Annotated in this window: 16 protein-coding genes; 9 read left to right on the top strand and 7 right to left on the bottom strand. The window is 64.2% G+C overall.

Annotated elements, in window-relative coordinates:
• Positions 1-301 (bottom strand): DUF4126 domain-containing protein (locus VF497_RS00675; RefSeq protein WP_330885247.1); only part of this gene is annotated, 301 nt, incomplete at its 3' end.
• Between the two features lie 252 nt (positions 302-553).
• Here VF497_RS00675 and VF497_RS00670 point away from each other — a divergent pair.
• Both VF497_RS00670 and VF497_RS00665 read left to right on the top strand, forming a co-directional pair.
• Positions 554-844 (top strand): hypothetical protein, encoded by a 291-nt coding sequence (locus VF497_RS00670; RefSeq protein ID WP_330885245.1) that lies wholly within the window; start codon positions 554-556, stop codon positions 842-844.
• Between the two features lie 82 nt (positions 845-926).
• On the top strand, positions 927-1,175 hold the full coding sequence (locus tag VF497_RS00665; protein WP_330885243.1) for a GlsB/YeaQ/YmgE family stress response membrane protein: 249 nt from the start codon (positions 927-929) through the stop codon (positions 1,173-1,175).
• Positions 1,176-1,249: 74 nt separating this feature from the next.
• Here the strand turns inward: VF497_RS00665 and VF497_RS00660 are convergent, their stop codons facing one another.
• Entirely contained in the window at positions 1,250-2,899 is a 1,650-nt protein-coding gene (locus VF497_RS00660; RefSeq protein WP_330885241.1) for an MFS transporter, read from the bottom strand.
• 201 nt (positions 2,900-3,100) lie between these two features.
• Between VF497_RS00660 and acs the strand changes: the two genes are divergently transcribed.
• The 7 genes from acs (at position 3,101) to VF497_RS00625 (ending at position 10,475) form a co-directional block, all read left to right on the top strand.
• Complete coding sequence (acs, locus tag VF497_RS00655) at positions 3,101-5,041, top strand: acetate--CoA ligase (protein ID WP_330885239.1); 1,941 nt, start codon at positions 3,101-3,103, stop codon at positions 5,039-5,041.
• Positions 5,042-5,079: 38 nt separating this feature from the next.
• On the top strand, positions 5,080-5,784 hold the full coding sequence (locus VF497_RS00650) for a 4'-phosphopantetheinyl transferase family protein (RefSeq protein WP_330885237.1): 705 nt from the start codon (positions 5,080-5,082) through the stop codon (positions 5,782-5,784).
• Between the two features lie 5 nt (positions 5,785-5,789).
• Positions 5,790-6,377, top strand: a complete 588-nt coding sequence (locus tag VF497_RS00645; protein ID WP_330885235.1) for an RNA polymerase sigma factor — start codon at positions 5,790-5,792, stop codon at positions 6,375-6,377.
• 3 nt (positions 6,378-6,380) lie between these two features.
• On the top strand, positions 6,381-6,875 hold the full coding sequence (locus VF497_RS00640) for a hypothetical protein (RefSeq protein ID WP_330885233.1): 495 nt from the start codon (positions 6,381-6,383) through the stop codon (positions 6,873-6,875).
• A gap of 14 nt (positions 6,876-6,889) precedes the next feature.
• Complete coding sequence (locus VF497_RS00635) at positions 6,890-7,867, top strand: PDZ domain-containing protein (protein ID WP_330885231.1); 978 nt, start codon at positions 6,890-6,892, stop codon at positions 7,865-7,867.
• Between the two features lie 219 nt (positions 7,868-8,086).
• Complete coding sequence (locus tag VF497_RS00630) at positions 8,087-9,718, top strand: serine hydrolase domain-containing protein (RefSeq protein ID WP_330885229.1); 1,632 nt, start codon at positions 8,087-8,089, stop codon at positions 9,716-9,718.
• A gap of 10 nt (positions 9,719-9,728) precedes the next feature.
• Positions 9,729-10,475 carry a pyridoxine 5'-phosphate synthase gene (locus tag VF497_RS00625; protein ID WP_330885227.1) on the top strand — a complete coding sequence of 249 codons (747 nt, stop codon included), beginning with the start codon at positions 9,729-9,731 and terminating at the stop codon, positions 10,473-10,475.
• Positions 10,476-10,478: 3 nt separating this feature from the next.
• Here the strand turns inward: VF497_RS00625 and VF497_RS00620 are convergent, their stop codons facing one another.
• From VF497_RS00620 to VF497_RS00600, 5 genes are all read right to left on the bottom strand, one after another.
• Positions 10,479-10,883: an ExbD/TolR family protein gene (locus VF497_RS00620; protein WP_330885225.1), complete on the bottom strand. Its 405-nt coding sequence runs from the start codon at positions 10,881-10,883 to the stop codon at positions 10,479-10,481.
• A gap of 154 nt (positions 10,884-11,037) precedes the next feature.
• On the bottom strand, positions 11,038-11,460 hold the full coding sequence (locus VF497_RS00615) for a biopolymer transporter ExbD (protein WP_330885223.1): 423 nt from the start codon (positions 11,458-11,460) through the stop codon (positions 11,038-11,040).
• A 20-nt stretch (positions 11,461-11,480) separates the two neighbouring features.
• Positions 11,481-11,909, bottom strand: coding sequence for a biopolymer transporter ExbD (locus VF497_RS00610; protein WP_330885221.1), 429 nt, complete (start codon positions 11,907-11,909; stop codon positions 11,481-11,483).
• Positions 11,910-11,921: 12 nt separating this feature from the next.
• Positions 11,922-12,650 carry a MotA/TolQ/ExbB proton channel family protein gene (locus VF497_RS00605; RefSeq protein ID WP_330885219.1) on the bottom strand — a complete coding sequence of 243 codons (729 nt, stop codon included), beginning with the start codon at positions 12,648-12,650 and terminating at the stop codon, positions 11,922-11,924.
• A gap of 64 nt (positions 12,651-12,714) precedes the next feature.
• Positions 12,715-13,053 (bottom strand): energy transducer TonB (locus VF497_RS00600; RefSeq protein WP_249352538.1); only part of this gene is annotated, 339 nt, incomplete at its 5' end.

Below are 13,053 nucleotides of genomic sequence, written 5' to 3'. Positions count from 1 at the left end.
CGGGCGCCTGATCGCCCATCGCGCCCCAGGCGAGCAGCGCACCGATCGGGATGCGGATGAAGGTGTGGATCGAATCCCAGATCGAATCGAAGCCAGGCACCTTGTCGGCGAGAAATTCGGCGACGAGCATGATGCCCGAGGCGCCGAGCACCCAGTTGTGTTCGAGCAGGGTCAGATCGGTCGGTAACTGGACGTAGCCGAGCCGGCCGAGCAGGCCGACGATGAAGATCGCGGCGTAAAGACGGATGCCGCTGGCCCAGGCCAGGCCGCTCGCGAGCGCAAGCTGTTGCAGATGTTCCATGACCGCCCTCCGGTTGCCGGACGCGATATCGACCCACGTATTTTAGTGCGATCGTCCCTGACCGCGAAGATCAAAAAGCGGCCATCCGTCGGTCGCACTGTCAAATTTAGTGCGCATCGATGAACCTGCCGTGATCGGCGGTTCGCAGCCATCGGTCGCGCAAATACCGCCACTCCGCCGACTCGTCTTCACCATCCATTGCAGCTTGTGGCAGCATGCACCAGCCCAGAGGGAATTGCCATGCGCTGGATCTTGCTCGTCGTCACCATAGTCGCATTCGCCGTCGCGTTCACGACAGGGTCGCCGAGCCTGATGGGTATCGGCCTCGTCCTCGGCTGCGGCGGTTTGCTCGGCTGCGGCCTCTCGCTCGCGGCGGCGCGGATCGCGTCGACCGCGCAACCGGAAGCGGCTTTGATCATCGATCCGGAAATCAGCGCGCTGCGCGCGAAGGCCAATCTGGCCAAATCGGGAGCCGCGGTGTCACCTCAGCCGATCATCGCGCCGGATCACAGAGCCGACACGGACCCGAACGGCCCTGCCTGATTTGTTGCGCTGCGTTTTGATGACCGTATCGCAAAGCGCACAATCCCGTTGCGGTCGGCCGACCGCTATCCGGGAGCACGGTATGGAGTTCATCATTTATCTGATCGTAGGCGGCATTGCTGGCTGGCTGGCCGGCGTCGTCGTGAAAGGCGGCGGGTTCGGACTGATCGGCGACATCATCGTGGGCATCCTTGGCGGCCTCATCGCCGGCTGGCTGTGCGCGCACGTGCTGAATTTCTCGATCGGAGGCGGCATCATCGGCCAGATCATTACCTCGGCGATCGGTGCGATCATCCTGCTTCTCGTCATCCGTCTAGTGAAGCGGGCCTAGCGACGATATCCGCCTTGTAGCAAAAAGGCCGGGAGTGCTGCTCCCGGCCTTTTTTTCTTCTCGTCGCCGGCGAATCACTTCGTGATATCGACGTCCTTGGTCTCGCGCAGGAACAGCGAGCCGATGACGAAGGTGCCGAGCGCGACGATCACCGGATACCACAGGCCCGAGTACTGGTTGCCACTGGAGGCAACCAAGGCAAAGGCGGTTGCGGGCAGGAAGCCGCCGAACCAGCCGTTGCCAATGTGGTAGGGCAGGCTCATCGAGGTGTAGCGGATCTTAGTCGGGAACATCTCGACCAGCCATGCTGCTATCGGCCCATAAACCATGGTCACAAGGATCACGAGATAGAACAACAAAAGCCAGACCATCGGCTTGTTGATCGCCGCATCATCGGCCTTGGCCGGATAGCCGGCTGTCTTGAGCGCGGCATCAACCGCGTCGTTGAAATTCTTGCTCTTGTCCTTGGCGTCAGCCGCTGAACCGTCATATGAGGCGATAGGAGCAGCGTCGCCGACCTTGACGCTCGCGACCGTGCCAGCCGGCGCGGCAACCTTGGTGTAGGAAATGCCTGCCTTGACGATCTTGCTCACAGCCACGTCGCAGGAGCTCGTGAATTTGGATGCGCCGACCGGGTCGAACTGAGGCGAGCAATCGGCTGGGTCCACGGTGATCGTCACCGGACTATTCACGGTCGCTGCTTCCAGCGCGGGATTGGCATAGTGGGTGATCGCCTTGAATACCGGGAAATAGGTCAGCGCAGCGAGCAGGCAACCGGCCATCACGATGACCTTGCGTCCAATCTTGTCGGAAAGCACCCCGAACACGATGAAGAACACCGACCCTACGAGCAGCGCCGTGGCCACCAGCATGTCGACCGTGTTCGGATCGACTTTGAGCGTGCTGAGGAATGCGCGGGCATAGAACTGCCCGCCGTACCAGACCACGGCCTGGCCTGCGGTCGCGCCGAACAGGGCAAGCAGGACGATCTTGCCGTTTGACCAGTTGCCAAAGCTTTCGGTAAGTGGCGCCTTGGAGCCCTTGCCCTCCGCTTTCATTTGCTGAAACAGCGGCGACTCGCTGAGTTGCAAGCGGATGTAAATCGAGATGATCAGCAGGCCGATCGAAATCCAGAACGGCACGCGCCAACCCCAGTCGCCAAATGCTTCCTTGCTCATGCTGTTGCGCACGATCAACAACACGATCAGCGACAAGAACAAGCCCAAGGTCGCCGTAGTCTGGATCCAGCTCGTGTAGGCGCCACGCTTGCCGGGAGGAGCATGTTCGGCGACGTAGGTCGCTGCACCCCCGTATTCGCCGCCGAGTGCGAGACCCTGCAGCAGCCGCAGGGAAATCAATATGATTGGTGCAGCCATGCCTATCGACTGGTAAGTCGGGATGAACCCGACCAAGGCTGTCGACAGGCCCATGATCACGATCGTGATCAAGAAAGTGTATTTGCGGCCGACCAAATCGCCGAGACGGCCGAACACCAGCGCTCCGAAGGGGCGCACTGCGAAACCCGCAGCGAACGCAAGCCAAGTGAAGATCACCTGCGTCGTCGGATTGAAACCAGCAAAGAAGTTCGTCGCGATGATGCCGCCGAGTGCGCCGTACAAATAGAAGTCATACCACTCGAACACCGTGCCCAAACTTGACGCGCCGATCACGCGTACGTGCTGGCTGGTCAGCGACGCGGCGCCGCCTTGCATAGTCGTAGCCATACCTCATCTCCCCGGTCGTTGTTGTCTGGTACACCGATTACGGCGTCCCCGGCGCGACATAGTGCCGCGAGCGTAGAATCGCGAGTCGCAGTATCGCCGCGGCCGGAAGACACAGTCAGTTGGACCAAGGTCCGATTCCGGCGCTGGCCAAAAGCGGCAAAGTTGCCATCCCGTACCCTGCAGCAAGATAAGGAAAGAGCCATGTCCAAGACCTATCCGGTGCCCGCGGACGTCGCGGCCAGGGCGCGCGTCAACGCCGCCCAATACGAGAAGGATTACGCCGAATCGGTGAAGGACCCTGAGGGTTTCTGGGGCCGCATCGGCAAGCGCCTCGACTGGATCACGCCGTACACCAAGGTGAAGGACGTGTCCTTCGATGCGAAAGACCTGCACATCCGCTGGTTCCAGGACGGCACGCTCAATCTGTCAGCGAACTGCCTCGACCGGCATCTGGCCAAGCGCGGCGACAAGACCGCGATCCTGTGGGAGGGAGACGATCCGTCCGAATCCAAGCGCGTGACCTATCGCGAGCTGCACGAACAGGTCTGCCGCGCGGCGAACCTGCTCAAGAACCTCGGCGTGAAGAAGGGCGATCGCGTGACGATCTACCTGCCGATGATTCCCGAGGCTGCGGTGGCGATGCTTGCCTGCGCGCGCATCGGCGCGATCCACTCGATCGTGTTCGGCGGCTTCTCGCCCGATTCGATCGCCGGACGCATCGCCGATTGCACCTCGAAGGTCGTCATTACCGCCGACGAAGGCCTGCGTGGCGGCAAGAAGGTGCCGCTCAAGGTCAACGTCGACGAGGCGCTGAAGAAGCCGGGCACCAACAGCGTCGAGACCGTGCTCGTGATCAAGCGTACCGGCAGCCCGGTGCCGATGCAGGCACCGCGCGACCGCTGGTGGGATGCGCTTGTGGCCGAGCAGAGCACGGACTGCCCGCCCGAGCCGATGAACGCCGAGGATCCGCTGTTTATCCTCTACACCTCGGGCTCGACCGGCAAGCCGAAAGGCGTACTGCACACGACCGGTGGCTACGGTGTGTTCGCGAGCTACACCCACGAATGCGTGTTCGACGTACGCGAGGACGACGTGTACTGGTGCACGGCCGACGTCGGCTGGGTGACCGGGCACAGCTACATCGTCTACGGTCCGCTCGCGAACGGCGCGACTTCGCTGATGTTCGAAGGCATTCCGAACTATCCGGACGTGTCGCGCTTCTGGGAAGTGATCGACAAGCACCAGGTCACGCTGTTCTACACCGCGCCGACCGCGATCCGCGCACTGATGCGCGAAGGCGAAGCGCCGGTGAAGAAAACCAAACGGACGTCTTTGCGGCTGTTGGGTTCGGTCGGCGAACCGATCAACCCCGAAGCCTGGGAGTGGTACTACCATGTCATCGGCGACGGCCGCTGCCCGATCGTCGATACCTGGTGGCAGACTGAAACCGGCGGCATTCTGATCACTCCGCTGCCGGGCGCAATTCCGACCAAGCCCGGTTCGGCGACCAAGCCTTTCTTCGGCGTGCAACCGGCCCTGGTCGACGCGAACGGCGTCGTGCTCGAAGGCGAAACCGAGGGCAATCTGATCATCAAGGATTCGTGGCCCGGCCAGATGCGCACCGTCTACGGCGACCACGAGCGCTTCATCGAGACCTACTTCAAGACCTATCCTGGCAGCTACTTCACCGGCGACGGCGCACGCCGCGACGGCGACGGTTACTACTGGATCACAGGCCGTGTCGACGACGTGATCAACGTCTCCGGCCACCGCATGGGTACGGCCGAAGTCGAGAGCGCGCTGGTCGGCCATCACGCCGTGGCTGAAGCCGCCGTGGTCGGCTGCCCGCACGACATCAAGGGCCAGGGCATCTACGCCTACGTCACCCTCAAGGCGGGTGTGGAACCAACAGACGCGCTGCGCAAGGAGCTGATCGCGCATGTGCGCAAGGAAATCGGCCCGATCGCCACGCCCGACCATCTGCAGTGGGCGCCGGGCCTGCCGAAGACGCGCTCGGGCAAGATCATGCGCCGCATCCTGCGCAAGATCGCCGAGAACGCACCGGACCAGCTTGGCGATATCTCGACCCTAGCAGATCCATCGGTCGTGAAGAACCTCGTCGACACGCGCCTGATCCGCTGACGGCTTGACGCAACGCAGCGCATGGCCAAGCATGGGCCATGCGCACGCTACGCGAATCCGATTTCATCGCCGCCACGCCACCGATCGAACTCGGCGACGATGAAATCCATTTGTGGATTTTTCCACATTGCGGCAGCGGCGTCGCGGCCAGATCCGCCACGCAACAGTGCCTGCACCAGACGCTCGCCGCTTATCTCGGCGTCGAATCCGGTGACCTGCGCATCGAACGCGACGATGCCGGCAAGCCTCGCCTCGCCGACGGCGCGCTGCAGTTCAATCTTTCCCACAGTGGCGAGACCTTGCTGATCGGACTGAGTCGCGCGCAGGCGCTCGGTGTCGACGTCGAACGTGGCGCACGCAGGCGTCCCTGGCTCGAGATCGCCCACCGTTACTTCACCACCGAGGAAACGGCCGCGCTTGCGGCGCTGCCCGCCGACGATCTCGCGCGCGGCTTTATCGACCTGTGGAGCGCGAAGGAGGCCGTGCTCAAGGCGATCGGCCGCGGCATCGCCTTCGGCCTTGATCGCGTCGGCTTCGGGCTCGATGCCGCCGGCGCGACGCGCCGCCTCGTGCACGTGGCCGACGAGGCGGGGACACCAGAGCAGTGGCAAGTGGTGCGTCTGTCGCCGCTGCCCGGCGTCACCGGTGCATTGGCCTGGCGCGGAGTGGAGATGAAATTGCGCGCGTTCGTCGCCGCCGATGCCGCTGCGACTGCGACGATCCACACGTCTTGCGCGTCCTGAAGTCGATGAATCGCAACGCGAACACCGACATGAGTGGCCTCGCCCCCCTTACCGGTTTCGCGCAGATCATCGAAGCGAGCGTGCTTGCGCGCGCCCAGCGTGGCGACATGCGGGCATTCGCGACGCTGTATGCGCGCTTCGGCCAGCCGTGTTACGGCCTTGCGTTGCGGCTGACCGGCAACACCGCGCAGGCCGAGGATCTGGTACAGGAGGTGTTCTTGAAACTGATCGAGACCATACGCAGCTATCGCGGCGATGCGCCGTTCGGCGCGTGGCTCAAGCGCATGACCGCGAATGCGGCGATCGATCAGCTGCGCAGGAACAAACGCTTCGTCGACGCTGATCCCGAGGCGATGTTCGCCGCGGCCGACGCCATCGAGGCCAACCCCGCGCAGAAACTCGACGCGGCCGCGCTGCTGCAGCGCCTGCCGACTCGCGCGCGGGCGATCGTGGTTTTACACGAACTCGAAGGCTACACGCATACGGAAATCGCCAGGCTGTTCGGGCAGAGCGAGAGCTATTCGAAATCCATCCTTGCGCGCGGACTGCAGCGGTTGCACGCCAGCGTTGCCGAGTCGCAAGCGGAGACCTGAGTCATGACTGGTACCGACGCCAAATCCATTGAAGCGGTGAACGCCGTCCTGCAGCGCATCGGCGATGCACAGCCGCAACCACCCGCCGATCTGTGGACACGCATCGAGGCCGCGCATGACGTGCGCAGTCGGCGGCGGCGCCTGCGTCGTCTCGCGGTGGGCAGCATGTTCTGTGTCGCGCTGGCCGGCGCTGTCGCGCTGCGCAGCCTGCACGCGCCGTCTGCCGCGCCCGAGATCGACTGGCAGGCACGTGCGCAGGCGCTCGAACTGCAGTTGCTGGCCATGCAACACGAGAGCCACACCCCTGCCGCGACCAGCGTCGCTTTCGATGCCGATCCGGCAACGAGCGAACTCGCCGAGATCGACCGCCGCCTGCAGACGGCTTACGAACACAAGAACCCCGTCGGTCAACTTGTGCCGCTGTGGAAGCGCCGCAGCGAACTGCTCGATGCGCTGATTGCGGCGCGCAGGGAAGGGTTGACCCTGACCCGCATTTGATGAGGACCTTCGCCATGCCACGCACCTTCGGTTTGATCGCCCTGCTCGGCTGCATCCACGCCGCCTTTGCCACCGACACGGCCACGCCACCCACGCTCGCCACGGTCACCAGCGATAGCAGCGGCGTTTCGCCGGCCGTCGCCCAGCGCGTGCGCGAGGAGATGCGCCAGACCCTAGCGCGCCTGGCCACGACCGGCGCGCTCGGCGCGCATCCGGAACAGGTCGCGCTCGATATCGCCGTGCCCGCGCAGCGCTCGGTCAACCTCGGCCTGCTCGTCGACGCGACCAGCGCGGCGAATGCGCGCGATGGCCTGCGCGTGCTCGGCACCGCACCGGACAGCACCGCCGAGCATCTCGGCGTGCGTCCAGGCGACGTGATCGTCGCGGTGAACGGCCATTCACTGCGCGAGCTCGGCGCCGATGGCGACGGTCGCGCGCTCGCGGCGACGACCTTGAAGTCGAGCATCGATGCGCTGCCGGCCGAAGCCGCTGTGCAGCTCGATGTGCGCCGCGGCGGCACCGAGCTTGCGTTGAACGGGCCGCTGCAGAGCGTGCAGTTGCCGGCGCTGCATGTCGTGCTCGGCACGATGGCCACTGCGGCAGTCGACCCCCCGGGACAAACTCCGACGAGCGGCTGCGGTCGCATCAGCCTGCAGGATCTGGCGCCGCGCCAGCAGCAGCTGTTCGGCGCCACGATCGAACTCGTCGATGGCACCACGCCGGGCCCGACCGGCGCGAGGAACTATCGCGTGGCCGCCGGCACTCACGAGCTGCTCGTGCGCGAGCAGATTCCGACTCGCCGCCTGGTCGGCGTCTCCGAACTCGCCGCGCTGAATTTCCGCAGCAAGCCCAAGCCGCTGACCATCACGGTGAAGCCGAACACGACCGTCATGATCGCCGCCCATTTCAACGAGCGACGCACGAACGAGTTCACCACCGGCGGTTATTGGGATCCGGTAGTGTGGAAGGAAGTGGCGGAAACCTGTCCGTAAGCTGACCCGATCGGATCGAGGGTTGCTTGGTGCCGAACTTTTCCCGGGCTTGTGTGTCTGAGTAGGCACTCCCTCACAGGGTCTCCTCCACAAGGACGTGGATCTTTGATCGTCACACTCTTTCGATTACAACCCATGCGCTATTCTTGGCGCATGGGTTTTCTCTGCGCGCATCGATCGTGGGCGGGCGTGCTGTGCGCCGCTCTGTGGATTGCATCGATGCCGGCCGCAGCCGCACGCAAGCCCGTCGAACCGCCCCTGCTTTCCAGCGCATTCAGCGACGCGATCGAAAGCGGCGTCGCCAACGGCGCCTACGCCAGCGTCGCGGTCGGCGTGATCGACGGCAAGCGCAGCGGCACGTTCTATTTCGGTCATCGCGACGGCGCGCAATCGAAGCCGGCCGACGACGACAGCCTGTTCGAACTCGGCGCGGTCAGCGAAGTATTCACCGGCATCCTGCTCGCGCAGGCGGCAGTCGAAGGCAAGCTGCGTTTTTCCGACCCGGTCGAGAAGTTCCTGCCGCCCTCGTTTCCGTTCGCGGATGCGCGTCTGGGCAAGATCACCCTCGCGCAGCTGGCGACGCAACATTCCGTACTGCCCGCGCAGCCCGCGAATCTGTTCCCCGACGATCTTGACGATCCCTATGCCGTCTATGCGGCCGAAGACCTGCTCGCCCTACTCGCGTTTCAGCACGGGTCCGGCGAGACAGGCGAGACCACCGATTCCTATTCCGTGCTCAACGCCGGCCTGCTCGGCCACTTGCTCGGGCGCGTTTACCAGACGGCATACACGGAGGCGCTGGCGAGCAAGGTACTGGCTCCGCTCGGCTTGCAGCATGTTTCGTTCACGGACGGCGGCAACTTGTTGCCCGGCCACGCGCACGGCGCGATCGTCCCGCACTGGCACTACGGCGTGCTGGCGGGCGCTGCCGGTTTGCGCGCGAGCCTGCCCGACATGCTTGCCTTCCTGCAGCGCAACCTGACTCCCGAGGACTCGACTCTGCGCCCGGCGCTGCTGCTCGCGCGCCAGCCGCAGGCGATGGGTCCGGTAGACCAGATCGGTTTTGGCTGGAACGTGCGCGAGAAGAGCAACGGTGCGGCCACCTGGCCACTGGTCTGGCGCGCGAGCCGTACCGCCGGATTTGCGAGCTTCGTCGGTTTTCGCACCGACCGGCAGCGGGCGATCGTCCTGCTCGGCAACGCGTCCGAGGACGTGGCCGCGCTCGGCATGGCGTGGCTGGCGGACAGTGCGCCTCCTCCGGCGCCGCGCGCATCGGATGTCATCGCGACCAACCGTCTCGACGACTATCCCGGTCTGTATCAAATTACCACTGGTAACGAAGCCGTCGTGCGCGTCACCGCGAACAGGTTGAGCCTGCAGCTGCCCGGCGAATTTCCGCGGCGCCTGCGCGCTGCCGACAAGGACGTGTTCGTCGCCGACAGTGGTACGCTCGGCGTGACCTTCATGCGCGGCATCGACGATGTCAACGGCCTCGTGTTGCACGCTGGTAACAGCAACGTCAGCGCCGCGCGCCTGAGCATGCGCGCGCCCAGACTCACGCGCACGCCGATCGCAACGACTGCCGCCGCGCGCGACACGGTGGCTGGCGACTACCGCCTCGACGATGCGAACTGGCTGCGCATCGCATCATCTGAGCACGGACTGACGCTGCAGTGGACGCTTGGCGAACGGCGAAGTATTTTTGCCTATGCACCCGACCGCTACACGGATGCAGAGGGCGTGCTCGACCTGCGCTTGCTGCGCGATACGCAAGGGCGCGTCGCGAAGCTCCATTTAGAGCTGGCTGGTGCCTCGCGCGAAGCCGTGCCGGTGCGCCGTCCCGTTCCCTGAGATTCCACCGATGACCGTTTTGAGCGTCAACGTCAACAAGATCGCCGTGCTGCGCAATTCGCGCGGCGGCGACGAACCGGATATCTGCGCCGCGGCCGATGCCTGCGTTGCGGCCGGTGCCGCCGGCATCACCGTGCATCCGCGTCCCGATCAGCGCCACATTCGTCCCGACGACGTACGCGCGTTGAAGGCAAGGATCGGCGATGCCGTCGAATACAACATCGAAGGCAATGGCTTTGCCCCGGCGCGCGGCAGCCACCCCGGCCTGCTCAAGCTCGTCGAGCAGACACGGCCGACGCAGTGCACGCTCGTGCCGGATGGCGATGCGCAGCTCACCTCCGACCATGGCTTCGATCTGCGTGCCGATGCCGCGCGACTGAAGCCGCTGGTCGCGGCGTTGAAGCAGCTCGGCGCGCGCGTGAGCCTGTTCGTCGACATGGATGTAATCGACGTCGAACGCGCGGCAGAGATCGGTGCCGATCGCGTGGAAATCTACACTGGCCCCTACGCCGAGGCGTTCGCGCGCGGTGACCATGCGCGCGAACTCGCGCTGTGCGTGACCTGCGCCGAACGCGCGCAGGCGGCGGGACTCGGAGTCAACGCCGGACACGATCTGAGCCAGGCGAACCTCGGCGCGCTCAAGGCTGCGATCCCGCAGCTTGCCGAGGTGTCGATCGGCCACGCGTTGATCGGCGAGGCGCTGTACGCGGGACTCGATGCAACGGTCAAGGCGTATTTGCGCATCCTCGCCGGCTGACGCTCATCGCTCTGCGCTATCTACGCTGATACGACGCAGCTTCGCGTTCTTCGCCATGACGAGCACTTCGGTGATGCGTTCGTATTTCGTGCGCGCTTCGGGGTGCAAGGTCAGCATCGGCGGATCATCCTGTTGCGCGAGCACCGCGAGATTGCCCGCGAGTTCGGCGTGATTGAGGGCAACGCCGTTCCAGTACAGCTCGCCGGTCTGCTTGATCGAAAGCTTGACCGGATCGGCCACGGTCGGACAGTTGACACTGCAATGCGAGAAGTCGAGTGCGAGCTTGTGCGTCAACAGTGGCGCCGTGATCATGAAGATCACGAGCAACACGAGCATGACGTCGACGAGCGGAGTGACGTTGATCTGCGCGAATCCCGCGGGTTCGCGTTCGAGCGCAAAGGCAGCCATTACGATCTCCGTTGGGCACGAGGCGTGCGCATCCAGAGTAGCGCGGTGAGTGCTTGCCGACGCAGTGCACCGCCACTTTCATGATTTTCGTTAGCGCAAAAGAAAACGCCGCATTGCTGCGGCGTTGATCTTGATGCTGGCTAGCGGAGCTGGATTACTGCCCCGAGCCGCGCGGCGGCTGGAAACCGATCTTGGTCATGCCGGCGTTCTTCGCGTCGGCCATCACGGTCGCGACTAGCTGGTATTTCGCCGTCTTGTCGGCCTGGATCTGCAGCTCGGGCTGCGGATTCTTCTTCGACGTCACCGTCATCATCTGCTGCAGCTGCTCTTCGGAGACGAGCTGGTCGTTCCAGTAATACTGCCCGCTGGAACGCACCGACAGCGTGATCGGATCGGGCGGATTTTCGATCTGCGGCGGCGGGTTGTTGGTCGGCTGCGGCAGGTCGATCTTGATGCGGTGGGTCAGCATCGGCGCCGTGATCATGAAGATGATCAGCAACACGAGCATGACGTCGACGAGCGGCGTCACGTTGATGTCCGACATTGCCCCGCCGCTGCTACCTGAACTGAATGCCATGATGCTTTCTCGTCAAACGTTTACTGGCCGGCGTGCTGCGGCGTGGTGATGAAGCCGACCTTGACCATGCCCTGGTTCTTCGCCTGGGTCATGACGTTGGCGACGAGCTGGTACTCGGTGTCCTTGTCGGCGCGAATCTGGACTTCCGGCTGCATGGCCTGCGGGGCGACGACGCGCAGCTGCGCGACCAGTCCAGCTTCGGTCACCTGCTCGTCGTTCCAGTAGATCGTGCCGTCCTGACGGACGGCGACCGTCACCGGCGGCACTGGCGGCGTGTCGGTCGGCGGCGCAAGCAAGGTGCCTTGCGGCAACTCGACCTTGATCTTGGGCTGGGCCAACTGCGTGGTGATCATGAAGATGATCAGCAGCACCAGCATCACGTCGACCAGCGGCGTAACGTTGATCTCCGCCATGATGCCACCGGTGCTGCCGCCCGCACTCATTGCCATGACTGCAAATCCTTACTTGGTGCCGCTGACGAAGAAGTCGTGCAGGTCGTGCGCGAACTCGTCGAACTTGCCGAGCGTCACGCGGTTGGCACGGTTGAACACGTTGTAGGCGAGCACCGCCGGGATGGCGACGCCGAGACCGATCGTGGTCATGATCAGCGCTTCACCGACCGGGCCGGCGACGGCGTCCATCGACGCGTTGCCGCTCGCACCGATCTTGAGCAGGGCGTGGTAGATGCCCCACACGGTGCCGAGCAGGCCGACGAACGGCGCGGTCGAACCCGTGGTCGCGAGCCAAGTCAGACCCGTCTCGAGACGGCCGCTCTCGCGGGCAACGCCCTGGCGCAGCGCGCGGTCGACGTATTCGGAACGATTCAGCGTCTCGGCCAAGCGGCTGCCCTGGGCGGAGCTGTGCTGTTCGGCGGCCGTGGTGACGTCAAGCGCGATCTTCGAGAACGGCTCCCAGCCCGGCTGCTCTTCGAGATGACGCCGGGCATCGGTCAGCGACTTGGTCTCGAAGAACTGCTCACGCACGGCGTCGCCGCGGCGGCGGATGTTGAACATGCGCCATGCGTTGACGATGATGAAGAATACCGAGCCCAGCGACATGATCACGAGCGTGATGAACACAACCAGACCCAAGGTGTCGAAGTTGTGCAGCAGATGTTCGAAACCCATCTGCGTCAGAGCGGCGGCGTTGCCTTGCCCGGCAACCGGAGCGGAAGCTGCTTCTTGTAACATGACCTTACCCTTAAGTTTGTGGTTCTGAAATTCCGCCGGAATCGCCGGCTACCGTCACGTCAAATCAATCTGCCAAGGTGAAATCAACCGGGATGAGCGCGTAGCCCTCGTAGGGCTGGCCACCCTTGCTTCCCGGATTAAACATCCAAGTCTTCGCTGCTGCAATCGCGGCCTGGTCGAGTTCGCGATAGCCGGAGGATTTCTCCACCGTGATTTCCTTCGGCGATCCGTCCGTGGCGATCAGCACCTTCAGTATCACCTTGCCCGTGTGATGTTCGCGCACGGCCTGCGGCGGATACTTCGGCGGACGCATCTTGCGGTAGCTGATGTTCTCGCTCGGTGCGATGTCGACCGGAGCCGCGGGCGGCGCCGGCGGTGCCGGCGGCGGTGCGGGCGTCGACAT

Source organism: Rudaea sp. (assembly GCF_036383415.1).
Taxonomy (GTDB): domain Bacteria; phylum Pseudomonadota; class Gammaproteobacteria; order Xanthomonadales; family Rhodanobacteraceae; genus Rudaea.
Note: the sequence above shows the minus strand (reverse complement) of the source record. Positions and strands in the feature narration are given on the sequence as shown.

Excerpts from the sequence above, each read along its gene's own strand:
- VF497_RS00665 (WP_330885243.1), top strand. The coding sequence starts at position 927 with ATGGAGTTCATCATTTATCTGATCGTAGGCGGCATTGCTGGCTGGCTG.
- VF497_RS00660 (WP_330885241.1), bottom strand. The coding sequence starts at position 2,899 with ATGGCTACGACTATGCAAGGCGGCGCCGCGTCGCTGACCAGCCAGCAC.
- acs (WP_330885239.1), top strand. The coding sequence starts at position 3,101 with ATGTCCAAGACCTATCCGGTGCCCGCGGACGTCGCGGCCAGGGCGCGC.
- VF497_RS00650 (WP_330885237.1), top strand. The coding sequence starts at position 5,080 with ATGCGCACGCTACGCGAATCCGATTTCATCGCCGCCACGCCACCGATC.
- VF497_RS00645 (WP_330885235.1), top strand. The coding sequence starts at position 5,790 with ATGAATCGCAACGCGAACACCGACATGAGTGGCCTCGCCCCCCTTACC.
- VF497_RS00640 (WP_330885233.1), top strand. The coding sequence starts at position 6,381 with ATGACTGGTACCGACGCCAAATCCATTGAAGCGGTGAACGCCGTCCTG.
- VF497_RS00635 (WP_330885231.1), top strand. The coding sequence starts at position 6,890 with ATGCCACGCACCTTCGGTTTGATCGCCCTGCTCGGCTGCATCCACGCC.
- VF497_RS00630 (WP_330885229.1), top strand. The coding sequence starts at position 8,087 with ATGCCGGCCGCAGCCGCACGCAAGCCCGTCGAACCGCCCCTGCTTTCC.
- VF497_RS00625 (WP_330885227.1), top strand. The coding sequence starts at position 9,729 with ATGACCGTTTTGAGCGTCAACGTCAACAAGATCGCCGTGCTGCGCAAT.
- VF497_RS00620 (WP_330885225.1), bottom strand. The coding sequence starts at position 10,883 with ATGGCTGCCTTTGCGCTCGAACGCGAACCCGCGGGATTCGCGCAGATC.
- VF497_RS00615 (WP_330885223.1), bottom strand. The coding sequence starts at position 11,460 with ATGGCATTCAGTTCAGGTAGCAGCGGCGGGGCAATGTCGGACATCAAC.
- VF497_RS00610 (WP_330885221.1), bottom strand. The coding sequence starts at position 11,909 with ATGGCAATGAGTGCGGGCGGCAGCACCGGTGGCATCATGGCGGAGATC.
- VF497_RS00605 (WP_330885219.1), bottom strand. The coding sequence starts at position 12,650 with ATGTTACAAGAAGCAGCTTCCGCTCCGGTTGCCGGGCAAGGCAACGCC.